General features: G+C 60.2%; 16 protein-coding genes and 2 pseudogenes. 9 read left to right on the top strand and 9 right to left on the bottom strand.

Annotated elements, in window-relative coordinates:
• Positions 1–25: 25 nt before the first annotated feature.
• The 4 genes and pseudogenes from DXA70_RS08690 to DXA70_RS08700 form a co-directional block, all read right to left on the bottom strand.
• Positions 26–2054: pseudogene (locus DXA70_RS08690) on the bottom strand (YgiQ family radical SAM protein).
• Positions 2055–2070: 16 nt separating this feature from the next.
• Entirely contained in the window at positions 2071–3993 is a 1923-nt protein-coding gene (locus DXA70_RS08695; RefSeq protein WP_347553533.1) for a DNA translocase FtsK, read from the bottom strand.
• 59 nt (positions 3994–4052) lie between these two features.
• Entirely contained in the window at positions 4053–5012 is a 960-nt protein-coding gene (locus DXA70_RS15455) for a hypothetical protein (protein ID WP_347553534.1), read from the bottom strand.
• Between the two features lie 89 nt (positions 5013–5101).
• Positions 5102–5797 (bottom strand): ATP-dependent Clp protease proteolytic subunit, encoded by a 696-nt coding sequence (locus DXA70_RS08700; protein ID WP_128118234.1) that lies wholly within the window; start codon positions 5795–5797, stop codon positions 5102–5104.
• A gap of 250 nt (positions 5798–6047) precedes the next feature.
• Here DXA70_RS08700 and DXA70_RS08705 point away from each other — a divergent pair, with 250 nt between their 5' ends.
• The 6 genes and pseudogenes from DXA70_RS08705 to DXA70_RS08725 all read left to right on the top strand — a co-directional run bounded on the left by DXA70_RS08705 (position 6048) and on the right by DXA70_RS08725 (position 11250).
• Entirely contained in the window at positions 6048–6689 is a 642-nt protein-coding gene (locus tag DXA70_RS08705; RefSeq protein ID WP_128118235.1) for a redox-sensing transcriptional repressor Rex, read from the top strand.
• 83 nt (positions 6690–6772) lie between these two features.
• Positions 6773–7387: a thymidine kinase gene (locus DXA70_RS08710; protein ID WP_128118236.1), complete on the top strand. Its 615-nt coding sequence runs from the start codon at positions 6773–6775 to the stop codon at positions 7385–7387.
• A 481-nt stretch (positions 7388–7868) separates the two neighbouring features.
• The gene (locus DXA70_RS14460) at positions 7869–8537 is read left to right on the top strand and encodes an ABC transporter substrate-binding protein (protein WP_243001251.1); all 669 of its coding nucleotides are present in this window, start codon (positions 7869–7871) and stop codon (positions 8535–8537) included.
• Positions 8534–9256 carry a hypothetical protein gene (locus DXA70_RS14465; protein WP_243001252.1) on the top strand — a complete coding sequence of 241 codons (723 nt, stop codon included), beginning with the start codon at positions 8534–8536 and terminating at the stop codon, positions 9254–9256. Before DXA70_RS14460 ends, DXA70_RS14465 begins: the two co-directional genes overlap by 4 nt.
• A gap of 199 nt (positions 9257–9455) precedes the next feature.
• Positions 9456–10381, top strand: a pseudogene (locus tag DXA70_RS08720) (sugar ABC transporter permease).
• 11 nt (positions 10382–10392) lie between these two features.
• A complete protein-coding gene (locus DXA70_RS08725; RefSeq protein ID WP_128118237.1) occupies positions 10393–11250 on the top strand; it encodes a carbohydrate ABC transporter permease in 858 nt (285 codons plus the stop codon).
• A gap of 152 nt (positions 11251–11402) precedes the next feature.
• On the opposite strand, the gene DXA70_RS08730 is transcribed toward DXA70_RS08725, so the two are convergent.
• Positions 11403–12215, bottom strand: coding sequence for an AraC family transcriptional regulator (locus DXA70_RS08730; protein WP_243001253.1), 813 nt, complete (start codon positions 12213–12215; stop codon positions 11403–11405).
• Between the two features lie 116 nt (positions 12216–12331).
• Between DXA70_RS08730 and DXA70_RS08735 the strand changes: the two genes are divergently transcribed.
• Together DXA70_RS08735 and DXA70_RS08740 are read left to right on the top strand one after the other, a co-directional pair.
• On the top strand, positions 12332–13888 hold the full coding sequence (locus DXA70_RS08735) for a glycoside hydrolase family 28 protein (protein ID WP_128118239.1): 1557 nt from the start codon (positions 12332–12334) through the stop codon (positions 13886–13888).
• Between the two features lie 5 nt (positions 13889–13893).
• A complete protein-coding gene (locus DXA70_RS08740; RefSeq protein WP_128118240.1) occupies positions 13894–15039 on the top strand; it encodes a glycoside hydrolase family 88 protein in 1146 nt (381 codons plus the stop codon).
• Positions 15040–15272: 233 nt separating this feature from the next.
• Here the strand turns inward: DXA70_RS08740 and DXA70_RS08745 are convergent, their stop codons facing one another.
• The 4 genes from DXA70_RS08745 to DXA70_RS08760 are packed head-to-tail and all read right to left on the bottom strand — an operon-like array spanning position 15273 to position 17851.
• Complete coding sequence (locus tag DXA70_RS08745) at positions 15273–16136, bottom strand: hypothetical protein (protein WP_199522867.1); 864 nt, start codon at positions 16134–16136, stop codon at positions 15273–15275.
• Positions 16126–16773, bottom strand: a complete 648-nt coding sequence (locus DXA70_RS08750; RefSeq protein ID WP_128118241.1) for a hypothetical protein — start codon at positions 16771–16773, stop codon at positions 16126–16128. The genes DXA70_RS08745 and DXA70_RS08750 overlap by 11 nt, the downstream gene beginning before the upstream one ends.
• Before the next feature lie 17 nt (positions 16774–16790).
• Positions 16791–17261, bottom strand: a complete 471-nt coding sequence (locus DXA70_RS08755; RefSeq protein WP_243001254.1) for a hypothetical protein — start codon at positions 17259–17261, stop codon at positions 16791–16793.
• A gap of 41 nt (positions 17262–17302) precedes the next feature.
• Positions 17303–17851: an RNA polymerase sigma factor gene (locus tag DXA70_RS08760; RefSeq protein ID WP_128118242.1), complete on the bottom strand. Its 549-nt coding sequence runs from the start codon at positions 17849–17851 to the stop codon at positions 17303–17305.
• Positions 17852–18003: 152 nt separating this feature from the next.
• Here DXA70_RS08760 and DXA70_RS08765 point away from each other — a divergent pair.
• The coding region (locus DXA70_RS08765; protein WP_128118243.1) for an HTH domain-containing protein at positions 18004–18443 on the top strand (440 nt) is incomplete at its 3' end.

Below are 18443 nucleotides of genomic sequence, written 5' to 3' on the forward strand. Positions count from 1 at the left end.
TCTCTTTCTGTTGATTGTTTTCGGTTTATGGGTGCCGTTGGGGCATTGTTTTCGGTTTATGGGTGCCGTTGGGGCAAAGCGGGCTCCCGGGCTGGGCTGGCGGCCGCCTGCCGCGCGGCTGACCGGTGCCGCATGGCCTCCGCGGCGATTGCCCGGCTGGGTCTTTCCGCTGTGGGGCCGGACGCTGTAGGTGCCGTCCTGATGGATGGTCACATCCGCCGCCTCCGCCCGGCGTGCCGAGCGCTGGACGGCACGGCGGCCCTCGGCGGGCACCAGCAGGGGGATCAGGTCTTCCCGGTGGGTCATCCGCAGGGCCTTGACCACTTTCTCGGCGTTGCGGGGCTCATAGTACTGGAGCAGAGCGCGCTGCAAGGCCTTGCCCTCGGCAGTCTTTTCCACAAAAACAGGCTTGAGGGTGTAGGGGTCCAGCCCGGTGTAGAACATGCAGGTGCTCACGGTGCCGGGGGTGGGGTAAAAATCCTGCACCTGCTCCGGGCGCATGTGGTTCTTGTAAAGATACTCGGCCAGATAGACGGCATCTTTCAGGGTGCTGCCCGGGTGGCTGGACATGAGGTAGGGCACCAGATACTGTTTTTTGCCCGCTTTTTTGCTCAGCTCGTAGAATTTATCCTTGAACTTGTTGAACGTCTCGATGGGAGGCTTGCCCATGTAGGCCAGGGTGTTGGGAGCGCAGTGCTCCGGGGCCACTTTCAGCTGGCCGGAAACATGATACTCCACCAGCTCTTTGAAGAACGTATCGTCCGGGTCGGCCATCAGGTAGTCAAACCGGATGCCGCTGCGGATGAACACTTTCTTGACGCCGGGCAGCTCCCGGACACGGCGGAGGATCTTGAGGTAGTCGCTGTGGTCCACGATCATGTGGGAGCAGGTCTGCGGGGCCAGACAGTGCTTGCCGCCGTTGCACATGCCCCGGAGCATCTGCTCCCGGCAGGAGGGGAAGCGGAAGTTGGCGGTAGGCCCGCCGATATCGTGGATATAGCCCTTGAAATCCGGCTCATGGGTCATCCGCTCCGCCTCGGCCACGATGCTGTCCGCGCTGCGGCTGGTGACACGGCGGCCCTGATGGAGCTGGATGGCGCAGAAGTTGCAGCCGCCAAAACAGCCGCGGTTCTGGATGATGGAGAACTGCACCTCCCGGATGGCAGGCACGCCGCCCATATCTTCATAGATGGGGTGGTAACGGCGGGTGTAGGGCAGAGCGTAGACTTTATCCAGCTCCCAGCGGACAAGGGGCTTGGCCGGGATGTTCTGCACCAGATATTTCTCGCTCTGCTTCTGGACGATGATCTGGCCGCTGACCACATCCTGATTGTCCATCTGGATGCGGCAGGCCTTGGCGTAGGCCGTCTTGTCGCTGGCCACTTTTTTGAAGCCCGCGCACTCCACATACCGCTCGGGCAGGTGGTCAAAATCGGTCAGGTAGCAGGTGCCGTCCACATCGGTGATGCTCTCCACAGGCTCCCCTGCCGCCAGCCGCCGGGCGATCTCCACGGTCTGGTGCTCGCCCATGCCGTAGCTGATGAGGTCGGCACCGGAATCTTCCGCGATGCTGGGCAGCACAGTGTCCAGCCAGTAATCGTAATGCGCAAAACGGCGCAGGGAGGCTTCCAGGCCGCCCAGGATCACGGGCAGGTCCGGGTAAGCCTCTTTGGCCAGCTTGGTGTAAACGGTGGCGCTGCGGTCCGGGCGGGCACCGCCCTTTCCGCCGGGGGAATACTCATCCTCGCGCGGGGGATCTTTGCCACCGAGTAGTGGCTCACCATACTGTCCACGTTGCCGCCGCCGATGAAGAAGCCGTACTTCGGCTTGCCGAACCGCTTGAAGTCCTCGCAGTCGGTATAGCGGGGCTGTGCCAGCACGCCGATCTTATAGCCCTCTGCCTCCAGCAGGCGGCTGATGATGGCGGTGCCAAAGCTGGGGTGGTCCACATAGGCGTCACCGCCCACCACCACAAAGTCCAGCTGGTCCCACCCCCGCGCCTCCATGTCGGCGCGGCTGATGGGGAGAAATTCGGTGTAGGTCTGCTGTTCCATGTTACTCCTTTTCTCTTTATTCTTCCGGCTGGTTCATCTGCATTTCCAGCCACTGCTGGCGGCTGATGAGCACGGCGCGGGGCTTGGCACCCTCGTAGGGGCCAATGATGCCTTTCTCTTCCATTTCGTCCATGATGCGGGCCGCGCGGGCATAGCCCAGCTTGCAGCGGCGCTGCAGCAGGCTGGTAGACGCCTGCCCGGCGTCGATGACCACTTCCACGGCCTGCTTGAGCATCGGGTCGCTGCCGGAATCCTCGTCGGAGTCGGCGCTGCCGCTGCCGCCCTTTTTGCCATCCTGAATGGCGTGGCGCTCCATCGCCTCGATCATGGCCTCGTCATACTGGACGGTGGCGCTCTGCTTGATGAAATTCAGCACCCGGCTGATCTCTTCATCCCGGACAAAGGTGCCCTGAATCCGGGTGGGCTTGGGAGCGCCCACGGGCATGAAGAGCATGTCACCCATGCCCAGCAGCTTCTCGGCACCGGCACCATCCAGGATGGTGCGGCTGTCCACCTGGCTGGACACCGCAAACGCAATGCGGCTGGGGATGTTGGCCTTGATCAGGCCGGTGATAACGTCCACGCTGGGGCGCTGGGTAGCCACGATGAGGTGCATCCCGGCCGCGCGGGCTTTCTGGGCAATGCGGCAGATGGAGTCCTCCACGTCTTTGCCCACCACCATCATCAGGTCGGCCAGCTCGTCGATGATGATGGCAATGTAGGGCATCTTTTCCAGCGTGGAGTCGGTGGCCGCCAGCTTGTTGAACGATTTGATATCGCGGACATTGTTCTCCGCGAACATGTGGTAGCGCCGCTCCATCTCCTGCACCGCGGAACCCAGAGCGCCTGCCGCCTTTTTCGGCTCGGTGACCACGGGCATGAGCAGATGGGGAATGCCATTGTACTCCGCCAGCTCCACGACTTTGGGGTCGATGAGGAGGAGCTTGACGTCCTCGGGGCTGGAACGGAAGAGCAGGCTCATGATGATGCTGTTGACACAGACGGATTTACCACTGCCCGTGCTGCCCGCAATGAGCAGGTGGGGCATCTTGCACAGGTCGGCCACCTGGGCCACACCGGCAATGTCCTTGCCCAGGGCGATGCCCAAGGGCGAAGTCATCCGCAGGAACGCCTGGCTCTCAAACACGCTGCGGATATAAACGGGGGTCTTTTTGTGGTTTGGCACCTCGATGCCCACAGCAGGCTTGCCCGGGATGGGGGCCTCCATGCGGACATCGGCCACGGCGAGGTTCAGGGCGATATCGTCCGCCAGCGAGGTGATGCGGCTGATCTTGACGCCCGCCATCGGCTGCACCTCGTACCGGGTGACCGAGGGGCCGCGGGAGATATCCAGCACTCGGGTGCGGACGCCAAAGCTCTCCAGCGTATCCACCAGCTTCTGGGCGTTGGCCTTGAGCTCGTCCTGCGCGCCCACATCCGTTTCCTCGGGGGCACGCTCAAACAGCTCGATGGAGGGGTACTGATACTGGTAGGTCTCCACCGTCTCGGCTTCTTCGGCAGGGGCACTGGCGGCGGCCTGCTCCGAGGCGGCAGGCTTTTCCATGGCCGCTGCCACTAAGGTATTAAGGTCTTTCTCCTCCACCGGCTCAGAGGTAATGCTGATCCAGCCGTCCTCGTCCGGGGCGGAGCGGAACGCCACAGCGTTCTCCGCGCTCACCCGGTGCGGCTCCGCAGGGCTGACCGGGATGGGCTCAAACTCCGGCTCTTCCACAGCAGGGGCATCCGCATTCAGGCCCGGCATACCGGGCGTCTGGGTGGGGGCCGGGGCGATATCCGCCGGGGCCACCGCAATGTCGCCGGGTTCCGGTGCGGGCCCCGGCTCCGGCTTGCGGAAGAAGTCCTCCGCCGGGGTCTCCACCGCATCCGGTACCACCGGCTTGACGATGGCGCGGGGTGCCGCGTTGCGGAGCGGGTCCATGCCAAACGTGCCGCCCGGGCCCAGAATGACGGGTTCGATGGGCTCACTGCCGCCCTCTTTTACCTGGGTATGGTCCGGGCCCAGGTCGATGTCAAAGGGCGCGCGGGGCCCCGGGGCGCTGACCTGGATGGGTTCAAATTCCGGGGCAGGCTGAGGCGGGGCACATCCGCCGGATCCGGAGCCGGAGGCGGTTCGTAACCCAGGTTGGGGTCCTGGGGCGGCTCGGGCTCTGCCTCGCCCTCCAGCTCTTTGGTCACCTTATGGCCCCAGGAGAGCACACCGGACAGCCAGCCGGGAGCCTTGAGGCCGGTTTCTTCGTCGTCCTCAAAGTCCTCGTCCAGCTCGTCGGGATCTTCCTCCTCGTAGGATCCTTCTTCCGCCTCCGCGGCAAGGCGCTCCGCCCTGCGTTCCGCGCGGCGGGCGGCGTTCTGCTCATAGACGGCCACGCCTTTTTCGTGCACGCCGCCGCCCACGTTGCAGAGCCACTGCCAGACTTCCGCCGGGGTGATATCAAAAATGTACAGGCTGGCGCAGAGGGCCAGCGCCGCCATGACCAGATTGGCTGCCGGGCGCCCGCAGAGCAGCAGCAGATTGCCGCCCAGCACGGCACCCAGCGCGCCGCCGGACAGCCAGGCGTTGACACCGTTCTGGTAACAGGCGGCTACCATGGTCGCCGCCGGGACATCGGCGGGGATATCCGAGAACACGATGACCGTGCTGCTGGCAAACACCAGCCCCAGCAGCAGCTTTGCAATGTGGGGCAGCAGGTCCTCGCCGCGGGTGTACAGGATGGCCAGATAGCACAGCGCCGCGCCCACCACAAAGCTGCCGCAGCCAAACACGCCAAACAGCGCGTCGTGCAGAGTCTTCCAGACCGCGCTGCCCGGCACAAAAGCCAGCGCCATGAGGATGAGGCCCAAAAACAAGGTCACCAGCCCCGCAGGCATCCGGTCCTGTGCCCGGCTTCTCCGGCGCTGTCTGCCGCGCCCCGCAGTGGATTTTCGTTTCCGTTTTGCCATGTTCGCTCTTCCCTGTCGTTTCTATGATAAAATCGATTTCGATACTTCTCGATTCTTTCATTGTACCACGCGGAAAGTCAAATGGCAAATTATCCTTTTTCTATTTCCTGATACAACCACTCCAACGCGTCCGAAATGCCGCCCAACTGGTCGATGAGCTTTTCCCGCACGGCCTTGCGGCCGTCCAGCACCGTGCCAACATCCATCACCAGCTCCCCGGTGCGGAGCATCAGCTCGGTGTAGCGCTTTTCCGTCATGCCGCTGTGGGCCGCCACAAAACCGGTGATCCGCTCCTGCATCTGCTCAAACCACCGCATGGTCTGGGGCACGCCCAAAATCATGCCGGAATGGCGCACCGGGTGGATGGTCATGGTGGCCGTGGGCACAATAAAGCTCCGCCGGGCGCTCACCGCCAGCGGGATCCCAATGGAGTGCCCGCCGCCCAGCACCACGGCGGCGCTGGGCTTGGAGATGCTGGCAATGAGCTCCGCCAGCGCCAGCCCGGCCTCCACATCCCCGCCCACCGTGTTGAGCAGCACCAGCAGCCCCTCGATGCCGGGGTCCTCCTGCACCGCCACCAGCTGGGGGATGACATGCTCATATTTGGTGGTTTTCTGGCCCTGGGGCGCTTCCACATGGCCCTCCACCTGCCCCACTACCGTCAGACAGTGGATGGCGTGTTTGCCCCGGGTGCGCCAGATGCTGCCCAGGTCCTCGATCTGCTCCTGTTCCAGCCGCTGCTGCTCCACAGGGCTGCCTTTTTCGTCGTTCGTTTTCTCTGCCATCTTCCATCCTCCCGGCCGTTTTTTCTCAGGATTCCCCGGGCGGCACGGTGCTATTCCGAAAGCTAAAAATCTTAGCCAAAAAAATTTTGTCCAAAGGGTTTGACATTCTCGTATCAGGCTGTATACTTTATATTAACTAAAACATTGTCAAATATGTATCATTATTGCAAAAATTCTGAGAATCTGTCGGCGCGTCCTGCTTGCACTGCTCCCCTGCCCGGCACCTTTTGCAGAAAGGAGATTTTCTGATATGAACACCCCCGGAAAAGCGTCGCTCCCCGTCATCAAGCGGCTGCCCAAATATTACCGCTACCTGCGCACGTTAAAAAATGATGGCATCACCAGCATCTCGTCCCGTGAGCTAGCTGCCCAGATGGGCACCACCGCCTCCCAGGTGCGGCAGGATTTCAACTGCATCGGCGATGTGAATGGCCGGCAGGGCATCGGCTACTCGGTGGAGAACCTGCTCTCCATCCTGGAGCATCTGCTGTTTGGCAACGGCGACCTTCTGCCCACCATCCTCATCGGCTGCGGCCGCTTAGGCAAGGCCGTGAGCCGTTTTATCACCACCGACACCAATGGTTACAAGCTGATCGCTGCCTTTGATAACTCCGCCGACGAAGTGGGCAAGGAGATCAGCGGCGTGCAGATCTTGAACATTGACCAGCTGGAAGCGTTCTGCGCCGAGCATCACCCCGAGGTGGCCGTTCTCTGCCTGCCCCGCAGCGGTGCCGAGGAGCTGAGCAGCCGCCTGGTCAGCTTGGGCATCCAGGGCTTCTGGAATTTCTCCCACTACGACCTGTCCATTTCTTACCCGGATGTGGTGGTGGAGAACGTTCATCTGGGCGACAGCCTGATGAGCCTGGGCTACCGCCTGCGCAATCAGGACTGATCTCTTATACCGTATAAAAGTAATATGCAACCCTCTCCGACCTATTTTGACTGGGAGGGTTGCCTTTTTATGAGGAGAAAACAATGGCAAAACTTTATTTTCGTTACGGTGCCATGAACAGCGGCAAGAGCACCGCCCTGATGCAGGTGGCCCACAACTACGAGGAGCAGGGAATGCGGGTGCTCATCCTCAAGCCGCAGGTGGATACCAAGGGCGGCGGCGAGCTGGTCAGCCGCCTGGGCGTGCGCCGCAAGGCCGACCTCCTGGTTCCCCCGGAAATGGACGTGTTTGCAGCGGTGCAGCAGGCCGCTGCCGCAGCCCCGCTGGCCTGTGTCCTCTGCGACGAGAGCCAGTTCTTCACGCCCCAGCAGGCCGAGGAGCTGTTCATGGTCACGGTGGAGCTGAACATCCCGGTCATCTGCTACGGCCTGCGGTCTGATTTTTCCCTCAAGGGTTTCCCCGGCTCCACCCGCCTGCTGGAGCTGGCCCACACCATCGAGGAGATGAAGACCATCTGCACCTGCGGCCGCAAAGCCACCTGTAACTGCCGCAAGGTCAACGGCGAGTTCGTCTTTGAGGGGGAACAGGTCGCCATCGATCTGCAGAACGATGTGCAGTACGTCAGCATGTGCCCCCAATGCTATTTCAAAGCCCGCAAAGAATTTTATGCCAAGCGGGCTGAGCATCTGTCCAAGTAAATTTTTTCCATTTACGCTGTCTGCAATTGCGGGCAGCGCTTTTTTCATCCGTTTTACGAGCAATTAGTATATCAGTTGCAAGGCAATTCGCACGTTTATTGCGTTATTGATATATCAGTTTCACATGAGAATCATCTGTCTTCGATTGTTTTATTGTATACAACACTCCAGCGACAATTTTCCACACCGCATAAAATTATAACAATTTACGTTGTTTTGTCGTCCAAGACCCTCGATTTTCTATGCAAAGTGTTGAAGTATACAAGTTGCACAGTTTTTTAACCGAAGTTTATTCATTCTGGCAAGGACGCCGATGCCTCCGCAAAGGTTATGACAATATTTGTGCGTTTTTAGAGTGTATCACGCCAAATTCTATCTTTCTTTTTGTGAATGCTTTTGTTATCATAATTGTATACAACGGATGCTTTGCAGAGGCTCCGTTCCACACGAGGTTTTCTACACAATTAGGAGGAGAACAAAAATGAGCAAGGCAATTTCTCGTCGTGATTTCATCAAGGTCACTGGCGCTGTGGGTGCAGCCGGTCTGCTGGCTGCCTGCGGCGGCAACAGCGGCGCGGCTTCCAGCACCGCTCCTGCTTCTTCCGCGGCAGCTGCTTCTGTTGAGGCCGTCGGCGGCCTGAGCAGCGACCCCGTTACCCTGACCATGAGCTGGTGGGGCGGCGAGTCTCGTCACAATGCATACCAGGATGCCATCAAGGCTTTCTCCGCTGAGCACAGCAACATCACCGTCAACCCCACCTTTGCCGCATGGTCCGGCTGGGAGGATACCATGTCCACCAAGTTTGCCGGCGGCGTGGCGGAGGATGTCTGCCAGATCAACTGGAACTGGCTGTACAACTATTCCAAGAACGGCCAGACGTTCGTTGACCTGAACAGCACCACCGATTATCTGGATCTGTCTCAGTGGGATGAGGCGCAGCTGACTGCCTGCAACGTGGCAAACGCTCAGCAGTGCGTGCCTGTCTCCATGACCGGCCGTATCTTCTACTGGAACATGACCACCTTTAACAAGGCTGGCATTACCGAGGTCCCCAAGTCTCTGGACGATCTGATGGCAGCCGGCAAGACTTTCCAGGAGAAGCTGGGCGATGACTACTATCCCCTGCACCTGGCGCTTACGACCGTATGATCCTGATGGTCTTCTACCTCGAGTCCAAGTACGGCAAGGACTGGGCAGACCCCACCACCTCTACCCTGAACTACACCGCGGACGAGATCGCGGAGGGCATCGACTTCATCAAGAGCCTGGTCGATGGCCACGTCATCATGAGCCTGCCCACCTACTACGGCTCCAACGGCGACAACGCCGCTCACCAGTCCACCGAGTGGATCACCGGCAAGCTGGCCGGCTGCTTCGAGTGGGATTCCTCCGCTACCAAGTATCAGGACGCTCTGGACGAGGAGAACAAGCCCGGCTTCACCGTCGGCGAGGAGATCAAGTTCGGCGATTACAACGGCGGCTTCTCCAAGGTCTCCATGGGCCTGGCCATCACCAAGACCTGCGAGCACCCCGCGGAGGCAGCTACCCTCATCAACTTCCTGCTGAACGAAGAGGCTGGCGCTTCCATCATGGGTTCCGAGTGCGGCATCCCCGCTTCCAAGGCTGGTCTGGCTGCCGCTCAGGCTGCGGGCGCTGTCAAGGAGCTGGTTGCCGAGGCAAACGGCAAGGTCATGGCTTTCGTTTCCAACAAGCTGGATCCCCTGTTCGAGTCCAACGACCTGAAAGCAAACGGCACCGGCGTTTACCAGGAAGTCTTCGACACCGTCGATTACGATAACAAGTCCGGCGCTGACGTTGTTGACATCCTGCTGGATGGCATGGATGCCGTCGGTTACACCGTCGAGTAATTCTTCCACACGCTGCAGCGGGGTCCGAGTTACGGTATAAACTCCCGCCCCCTCGATTCTGTTTGGTACATTGTAGGGGCATCCGCCGCCCAAGAGGTGGATGCCCCTTTTTTGCAAGAAAAAGATGTCTAAACTTTGACCAAGATGTGTCCAAACCATGCTGCACCCACCCCGAATTTTCAAAAAGGAGGATTCCCGGATGAAAGAAAGCAAAGCGCCCTCGCTCGGGCGTACCCCGGCCCAGAAGTTTTTTGACAAATGGCAGGGCCTGTTCTACCTGATCCCCTGGATCATCGGCTTCGTCGTCTTCAAAGCCATTCCGTTTGGCCAGTCGCTGTACTACAGCTTTACGGATATGAACTTCTTTGAGGGCATCCACGAGTACGGCCTGATGAACTACGCCACCGCGTTCACCAATGCCAAGATCACCAAGCACTGATCACCACGTTCAAGTACGCGTTCATCACCGTGCCCCTGAAGCTGATCTTCGCGCTGTTCATCGCTTACATCCTGAACTTCAAGATCGCCTGCGTGAACCTGTTCCGTACCATTTACTACATCCCGTCCATCCTGGGCGGTTCCGTGGCCATCGCCGTGTTGTGGAAAGCCGTCTTCCGTGATGACGGTCTGGTCAACACCCTGATCCGTATGATCACCTTTGGTCACGCACAGGGCCCCTCCTGGCTGTCTGACCCGACTTACGCGCTGTGGATCATCTGCTTCCTGCGCATCTGGCAGTTCGGTTCCGCCATGGTGCTGTTCCTGGCCGCTCTGAAAGGCGTGCCCGCGGACCTGTACGAGGCTGCCACCATCGACGGTGCCGGCAAGTGGAAGCAGTTCTTCTCCATCACCGTTCCGATGATCACCCCCATCATCTTCTACAACCTGGTCACTCAGATCTGCCAGGCGTTCCAGGAGTTCAATGGCCCGTTCATCATCACCAACGGCGGCCCCCGCAACTCCACCACCCTCATCTCCATCCTCGTTTACAACTACGCTTTCAAGTCCAACGAAATGGGTATGGCTTCCGCACTGGCCTGGATCATGTTCGTCATCGTCTGCATCCTGACGATCATTGCCTTTACCAGCCAGAAGAAGTGGGTCTACTACTCGGATGAAAGGTAAGGTGTAACACTATGGGAATGAAAGCTTCTAACGCCATCGCGACGTTTTTCAAGTACTTTGTCCTGATTCTGGTGGGCCTTATCATGATCTACCCGCTGCTGTGGATGATCAGCGCCACCTTTAAGGACAACAGCGAGATCTTTGCAGGCATCGGCCTGTGGATCAAGAACCCCACCCTCGAGGGCTATCAGAACGCGCTGAACAACTTTGGCGGTTCCATCAACATCCTGCAGGCCATGCTCAACACCTACAGCTATGTTCTGCCCAAGGTCATCTGCACCGTGGTCTCCTCCTGCGTGGCCGCCTACGGTTTTGGCCGTTTTGATTTCCCGGGCCGCAAGATCCTGTTCAGCATCATGCTGGCCACCCTCTTCCTGCCCCAGGTCGTCCTGAACGTGCCGCAGTTCCTGCTGTACACCAAGTTCGGCTGGGTCAACAGCCCGTTCTATCTGGCCATCTGGGTACACTGCGCATTTGCTACCGAGACCTACTTCGTGTATCAGCTGGTGCAGTTCATGCGCAATGTCCCCCGTGATCTGGACGAGGCTGCCGCCATCGACGGCTGCTCCTCGTTCCAGACCCTGTACAAGGTCATTGTCCCCATGCTGATGCCCGCTCTGGTGTCCTGCGCCCTGTTCCAGTTCATGTGGAGCTGCAACGACTTCATGGGCCCGCTGCTTTATGTGCAGACCCCTGCCAAGTACCCCATGTCCCTGTTCGTCAAGCTGTCCATGGATGGTGATACGGGCTTTGCCTGGAACCGCATCCTGGCCCTGTCGCTGATCTCCATTCTGCCGCAGCTGATCGTCTTCTTCTGCGCACAGGATCAGTTCGTCGAAGGTATCTCCGCGGGTGCTGTCAAGGGCTAAGCGCTCTTTCTCTCGCGGCCAAGACGGCTGAAACCACAAACACCCCCTGTGCCATTGCCCGTAAGATGGTACAGGGGGTGTTCTGTTGTTAACTGGCTAGCCTCTCAGGCCGCCTGTCGTCAGCGATGACGGAGAGGGCAAGGCTGTTTGCCTCATCGATGGCTCTTCCGGTATTGCAGCGGCCCGGTGCCCATGGTCTCCCGGAAGACACGCCGGAAATGGGCGGCGCTGGCAAAGCCCGTCTGCTCCGCCACCGTGCCGATGCTGAGCTCCGTTGTCTCCAGCAGCTTCTGGGCGGCCTCGATGCGGCGGCCATTGATGTAATCCACAATGGACTGCCCCGTTACCCGCCGGAACAGGCGGCTGAGGTAATAGGGCGAGATGTAAAACTTTGCCGCCACCTCGCTGAGGGAAAACTTCTGCTGGTAATTGGCGGCAAGGTAGGCGCAGATCTGCTCCACTGTCTCGTTGCGGGGGCGGGCGGCGTGGCTCTCGGCCCGGTACTCCTGCTCTGCATAGTGGAGCAGGAGCCCCAGGTAGAGCACACCCGGATAATCCTGCTCGCCCCGGGCTTTCCGCATCAGCTCCAGCACCGTCCGCAGACAGCTGGACCACTGCACCGGGCCGTATAAGAGCGTGGCCTGCCCCGGCTCAAACAGGGCGCTGTAGTCCCGCTGGGCCATATTCCGGATATCGTGGAGGGCCGCCACCGGGAAGCGGCACCCCAGCAGCTCCGGCGGCACACTGCCCGCCTGCTGCAGCCGCCCGCTGCCCGGGCCCAGCAACAGCGCGCAGCCAGGAGCCGCCAGCGTGGTCTGGCCATCCCACTGGACATTGCAGCTGCCGCCCGAGACCAGGATCAGATAACAGAGCTCTTCTTCGCTCGTGAGTTCTCTGGCCTCTGCTCCCAGCCGCAGGTTCTCCGCCACGATCTTTGCATTGAGCCGTTCCCGTTCCGCACGCATGTTCCGCATCCCCCTGCATTTTACTTGCTTTTAGTGTACCATGCCGGCCCGGCCGGGCAAGCCGCAATACACTTCTGTTTTTTCCATTTTCTCAAATCTCTTTCAGGAGGCTGTTTATGAATCTGTCTCTCATCCGCTCCATGACCCGCAGTGCGGTCTTTGAGCTTGAAAACGGGCTGTGCTTCCGCCCTGCCCACCCGTTCACTGTCACGCTGAACGGCGAAACCATCTATGATACCTGCAACACCAATGTGTTCTCCCTCTTCTCCCTGCTCCCCGGCACCACTTATACCGTGGGCGTGCAGGCCGAGGGCGAGAGCCTGAGCCTGGAGTTCACCACCGAGGCCGAGACGTTCTTTGTGGACGCCTCCCGCTACGGCCTGGTGGGCGACGGCGAGACGGACAACACCGTCAAGCTGCAGGCGGCTCTCTCCACCTGCCCCAGGGGCGGCACCGTGTATGTCCCCGCCGGACGCTACCGCACGGCCAGCCTGTTCCTCAAGAGCAATACCACCCTCTACCTGGAAAAAGGCGCCGTGCTCCTGGGCGATAACGACCGCACCCACTACCCCATCCTGCCCGGCGTGCTGCCCAGCGAGAACGAGGTGGACGAGTATTACCTGACGGGCTGGGAGGGCAACCCCCTGAACAGCTTTGCAGGCCTGCTGAACATCACCCAGGTGCACGATGTGGTCGTGACCGGTGAGGGCACCCTGGACTGTGACGCCCAGAACGGCGACTGGTGGGTGAACCCCAAGGTCAAGCGGATCGCGTGGCGTCCCCGCGCCGTGGCCATGGTGGACAGCGAGAATGTCTGCCTGCACGGCATCACCGTCCAGAACAGCTACTCCTGGACCATCCACCCCATCTTCGTCAAGCAGCTGGACCTGCTCCACTTCAACATCAATAACCCCTACAACGCCCCCAACACCGATGGCATCGACCCCGAGAGCTGCGAGTATACCCGGATCATCGGCGTCAACATCCATGTGGGTGACGACTGCATCGCCATGAAAGCCAGCAAAGTCTTCCTGGGCATGAAGCTCAAGAAGAGCTGCGAGCACACCATCATCCGCAACTGCCTGCTGGACAAGGGCCACGGCGGCATCGTCATTGGCAGCGAGATGAGCGGCGGCGTCAAGGATATGGTGGTCACCCAGTGCCTCATGGACCACACCGACCGCGGCCTCCGCGTCAAGACCCGGCGCGGCCGCGGCAACACCGCCGTCATTGACGGGCTGGTCTTCCGCAACGTGGAGATGCGGGGCGTCAAGGCGCCGTTCGTCATCAACATGTTCTACTTCTGCGACCCGGACGGCCACGGCCCCTATGTCCAGTGCCGCGAGCCTCTGCCGGTGGACGAGTACACCCCCAAGCTGGGCACCCTGACCATGGAGAATATCGTGGCCACCGACGCCCAGTTTGCAGGCTGCTACTTCGACGGCCTGCCGGAGCAGCCCATTGAGCGGGTGAGCATGAAGAATGTCACCATCACCTTTGACCCCGAGGCCAAGGAAGGCCAGGCGGCCATGGCCGACAACCGCCCGTTTGTGAAAAAGCTGGCCATTTACGCCGAGAACGTCAAGGAGATCGACCTGCACAACGTGAAGATCGAGGGCTATGAGGGCGAGCGGCTCCACTTTGCAAATGTCGGCCATTTTGAGGAGGACTGAAAGCCATGACGCATTCTGAAATTCTGACCATGCTGGGCGATTACGTGGATTACCTCATCGCCAATTCCAGCGCCGAAGCACCCATGTGGAACATTGAGAAAGTGCGCAGCGGCAAGCCCAACAAGTGGAACTACATCGACGGCTGCATGATCACGGCCTGCCTGAGCCTGTACCACACCACGGGCGACCAGAAGTATCTGGATTTCTCCAAAAACTTCATCGACTATTTTGTGCAGGAAGACGGCTCCATCCAGACCTACGACCCCAAGGAGTACAACCTGGACAACGTGAATCAGGGCAAGAACCTGTTCACCCTGTACGACATTTACGGCGAGGAGAAATACCGCAAGGCCATTGATGTCATCCGCGGCCAGCTGGAGACCCAGCCCCGCACCAAGGAAGGCAACTTCTGGCACAAGGACATCTACCCCTGGCAGGTCTGGCTGGACGGCACCTACATGGCCCAGCCGTTCTATATGGATTACGAGACCCGCTACAACAAGATGCAGGGCTGCATTGACAGCTACAAGCAGTTCATGAACATCAAAAAGCACATGCGGGACGAGAAGACCGGCCTGTACTACCACGGCTATGATGAGAGCCGCCAGATGTACTGGGCCGACCCCGTGACCGGCTGCAGCCCCAACTTCTGGCTGCGGGCCATGGGCTGGTTCATGGTGGCCATGGTGGACACGCTGGAGCGGATGGACGAGCAGCTGTACAACGAGTACCGCGGCATCATGGCCATGTTGAAGCAGACCATTGAGGACGTGCACAAGTTCCAGGACGAGGAGACCGGCATGTTCTGGCAGGTGATGGATCACCCCGGCGTGGAGGGCAACTATCTGGAGACCAGCGGCACGGCCCTGTTTGCCTACGCCGTGCTCAAGGGCGTGCGCCTGGGCTACCTGCCCAAGCGGATGGCTGCCTGGGCCGAGAAAGCATTCTACGGCACCTGCGATCAGTACCTCTCCCAAAACCCGGACGGCAGCCTGCAGCTGGGCGGCATCTGCCTGGTGGCCGGCCTTGGCGGCAAGGACCACCGGGACGGCTCCCTGGCCTATTACTTCAGTGAGCCCGTCGTCTGCAACGACGCCAAGGGCGTGGGCCCGCTGGTGCTGGCTTACACCGAGATGATCGCAAAGAAATAAACCTCTCCCATAACAAGTAAAAAACCAACCGCCACGGTGACAGATGCCGTGGCGGTTGGTTTTTGCACTTTTTTCCTTGTCCGTCGTCCCTCTATAGAACGCATCTATATTGTACCGAGAGACAAGCCCTTTGTAAAAGGTCTGTTTGGTATTGCAGAAATACAAAATTTGTATGGCTGCATCCGATCAGGCTTCGGGAGCTTTGCCTCCCGCCAGTGAGGGAACGGGAGCAGTCACTGCTCATTCTCTTCCTCGAGCAGCGACTCCACATCGGTGGCCTTTGCCATTTCCTCGGCCGTCCAGTCCAGCTGGACGGTGCCGTTCAGATCCAGCTCATAGTTTTCTTTTTGCGCCAGACTGCCGGAGGACAGGTCCCTGTCCGCATCCGAAAATCCCCTGCAGAAAAAGCCGATCTGTTTGGGCTGCACTTCCATCTGTTGGACCACATTGGTCAGGCGGCGGCAGTCTTTTGCAAAGGCCTCTGCACTGTCATAGGGGCCCTGCAGCCAGACGTTCAGCTCCAGCGTTTCGGTGTTGTCCGGTGTCAGCTTTTCCACATCGTTGTGATTGCTGTAAAGCTCCACCCAGCAGCCCATGTCCTTGAGGCGGATGTCCGATGCCTCCTGCTGGAACTTTTCGTACACGCTCTGCTGGTAGGCATCCCTCAGCCTCTGTTCCTGCTGCTGGGCCTCTGGATCCACTTGTTCCCACACCAGCGGCAGGAGGGTCAGGCCAAAGCAGCAGGCCATCAGGACCAGACAGACGAACACCGAGACGAAATCGTATTTGCCGCGCTGCGGCTTTTTGGCATAGTGCAGCACCTCGCACCCCAGCAGAACGAGGCCTGCTGCCGGAACGATCTTCAGCACCAGCAGCGCGTCAAAATTCGGCAGGAAGTGATAAGCAAAGAAAAATATCCCCGCAGTAATCAGGCAAATGCCCAGCGTCACACTGCCCACCCGCCGGACCGGCTCTGCCTGTGCGGCGGCAGGAGGCGGATTTTTCGGGACCCAGCTCGTTTCCGGGGCGGTATCCGCTGTCGTTTCCTTTCCGTTTTGGACAATTTTTGTTGAAATATCCGGTTCGTTATTCGTCATGGCCATTTTCCTCCTTTGCGGAAGTGTCATCCGACAGGGTCATCTCCGGCGCATCCGGCTGGGCATGGTATTCCTGGAAGTCGGCATCCTCGGCAGCGTCTTCCTGTGCCTCGGCCTGTTTTTTGCCGGCCTTTTGGGGGCCGCGCACCAGCCAGACACCACAGAGGATGAGGGCCACGCAGAGCACCACATCCGGCAGCCGATCCATCACCAGATAAAATGCCCGGAACACCACGCTGTCCCGGCCCCAGCGCCACAGAACATCGTTCAAAAGATTCATAATGATGTTCTCGTAGGCGATCAGCGCGCCAAAGGCGATGAGGGCCCAGCCCACCAGCTTGTGGCTGTCCAGCAGAAGCCGGGCAAGGCGCTTGTCCTTGGGGTCCAGGTGGACCAAATAGTCATCCGCCGGGGCATTGCCCAGGGCGATCTGCGCCCGGAGGTTGAGGGTATCAAAAAAGCTGTACATAAAAACGAGCAGCAGAAAAAACGCAATGGGGGAAAACAGCACCGCCAGCACACAGATGGCACAGCACATCAGCATCAGCGAAAGGCCCCGTTTCATATAGCCCTGGTACATCTGGCCCGCGCCGGGGATGAACGCGAACAGCAGGGTCAGCAATCCATTTTTCAGCATAACAAATCCTCACATTCTCAGGTTACACTTTGTTTGGGTGTGGTCGGGATCGCTCCGGCGTCGGGCGTTTTGCCCGGGAGCAGATTTTCCAGCACGCCGGAAAGTTTGTGGTAGAACTCCTGCCGGGTCTCCATGGGCTTGCCCGTCAGCTCCTGCGGCGGGGTGCTCATGGTCTGGGAGGGCAGAATGGTTTTCAGGTCGCAGCCGCGGCCCAGCATGGCCGTGATGGCCCCGGACCGCCAGAGGCTGAGCGCCAGCACGGCGGCAACGCCTGCCACGGCCACCCGGCCATAGGTGCTCTGCATCAGCCGCACCCAAATCGTCGTCATGATGGTGCCATGCACCCCGCGGGGCGGCGTTTCCAGCACGTCCGCCGTCAACAGGGCCGTGTAGCGGTCCATGCATTTGTCGCAGTAAGAGAGGTGTTCAGCCGCTTCCAGCCGCCCCAGCTCGTCCAGCTGCCCATCCCGCAGGCCTGTAAGCCTCATCGGTCAGGCATCCGTCCTCCCGGAACAATTCCAGTTCTTTTTCATCCATTCTGGTTCCTCCTTTCCGGTTTCTGCGGGGCTTCCGCCCCACTGGCCCGCAGCTGGGCGGCCAGCATCTTTTTGGCCCGGTACACCTGGGCCTCCACGGTTTTCTGGGGCCTGCCGCAGAGGCGGGCCGCTTCCACGGCGGTATGCTGCTCCAGCAGCATCAGGCGGCAGGGCGTTTTGTAGGGCTCCCGCAGGGCCAGAATGCGGCGGGTGAGTTCTTCCTCGCCCAACGTCTCCAGCACCTGCTGCTCAGGGTCCGACTCCGGCGGAGCGCCCTCCAGCGCCAGCACCTCGTCGCCAGGGGTGTTCACCCGCCGGACCCAGGCGCTGCGTAAGTAATCTTTCGCCTTGTTGGAGGCGATGCGGGCCAGCCACTGCTTTTCAAACCCGGGCGGACAGCGGTCGATGCTCCGCCAGGCTGCCAGAAAGGTCTCCTGCGTCAGGTCCTGGGCTTCGCCCACATCCGGCACCAGCTGGTGACAGACGGTGTAGACGAGGCCCTGATACTGCCGCACGAGCCGGTCAAATTCCAATGTGGTCAATCGTCCGCGCCGCCTCCTTTCCCGTGGTGCGGGGGTACTGTTTTGCACGCCCCTCTGCTTTTGAATACGAACCGGGAAAGCTTTTTCCTGCAGCTTCCTCAAAAAAATTTTCTGTGGTATACTTACTATATCACACAAGGAGGTCCACCGCCATGGCAATTCCCACAAAACAGGCCCTGTTGCAGGCACTTTCGGGTGCGGAGGGGCGCTACATCTCCGGCGAGCAGCTGGCCCAGACGCTGGGGGTGAGCCGGGCGGCCATCCACAAGGCGGCTGCCGCCCTCACAACGCAGGGGTACACGCTGGAAGCCGCCCCCCGCCGAGGCTACCGGCTACTGGGCGGGGACCCGTTCTGCGCCGACGCCGTGGGCGAGTACCCCGCACCGGTTTATGTCCACGAGCGGCTGGACAGCAGCAACCAGACGGCCAAGCGGCTGGCACTGGCCGGGGCCCCGCATGGCACGCTGGTGCTGGCGGGCCAGCAGAGCGCGGGCCGGGGCCGGATGGGCCGCCGATTCGAGAGCGCGGGCCGGGGCCGGATGGGCCGCCGATTCGAGAGCCCGGCGGGCAAGGGCATCTATCTTTCTCTGGT

It is taken from the genome of Faecalibacterium sp. OF04-11AC, from assembly GCF_003460645.1.
Lineage (GTDB): Bacteria > Bacillota > Clostridia > Oscillospirales > Ruminococcaceae > Faecalibacterium > Faecalibacterium prausnitzii_I.

Excerpts from the sequence above, each read along its gene's own strand:
- DXA70_RS08705 (WP_128118235.1), top strand. The coding sequence starts at position 6,048 with ATGAACACCCCCGGAAAAGCGTCGCTCCCCGTCATCAAGCGGCTGCCC.
- DXA70_RS14465 (WP_243001252.1), top strand. The coding sequence starts at position 8,534 with ATGATCCTGATGGTCTTCTACCTCGAGTCCAAGTACGGCAAGGACTGG.
- DXA70_RS08740 (WP_128118240.1), top strand. The coding sequence starts at position 13,894 with ATGACGCATTCTGAAATTCTGACCATGCTGGGCGATTACGTGGATTAC.
- DXA70_RS08725 (WP_128118237.1), top strand. The coding sequence starts at position 10,393 with ATGGGAATGAAAGCTTCTAACGCCATCGCGACGTTTTTCAAGTACTTT.
- DXA70_RS08745 (WP_199522867.1), bottom strand. The coding sequence starts at position 16,136 with ATGACGAATAACGAACCGGATATTTCAACAAAAATTGTCCAAAACGGA.
- DXA70_RS08710 (WP_128118236.1), top strand. The coding sequence starts at position 6,773 with ATGGCAAAACTTTATTTTCGTTACGGTGCCATGAACAGCGGCAAGAGC.
- DXA70_RS08755 (WP_243001254.1), bottom strand. The coding sequence starts at position 17,261 with ATGAGGCTTACAGGCCTGCGGGATGGGCAGCTGGACGAGCTGGGGCGG.
- DXA70_RS08695 (WP_347553533.1), bottom strand. The coding sequence starts at position 3,993 with ATGGACCCGCTCCGCAACGCGGCACCCCGCGCCATCGTCAAGCCGGTG.
- DXA70_RS08700 (WP_128118234.1), bottom strand. The coding sequence starts at position 5,797 with ATGGCAGAGAAAACGAACGACGAAAAAGGCAGCCCTGTGGAGCAGCAG.
- DXA70_RS08735 (WP_128118239.1), top strand. The coding sequence starts at position 12,332 with ATGAATCTGTCTCTCATCCGCTCCATGACCCGCAGTGCGGTCTTTGAG.
- DXA70_RS08750 (WP_128118241.1), bottom strand. The coding sequence starts at position 16,773 with ATGCTGAAAAATGGATTGCTGACCCTGCTGTTCGCGTTCATCCCCGGC.
- DXA70_RS15455 (WP_347553534.1), bottom strand. The coding sequence starts at position 5,012 with ATGGCAAAACGGAAACGAAAATCCACTGCGGGGCGCGGCAGACAGCGC.
- DXA70_RS14460 (WP_243001251.1), top strand. The coding sequence starts at position 7,869 with ATGAGCAAGGCAATTTCTCGTCGTGATTTCATCAAGGTCACTGGCGCT.
- DXA70_RS08730 (WP_243001253.1), bottom strand. The coding sequence starts at position 12,215 with ATGCGTGCGGAACGGGAACGGCTCAATGCAAAGATCGTGGCGGAGAAC.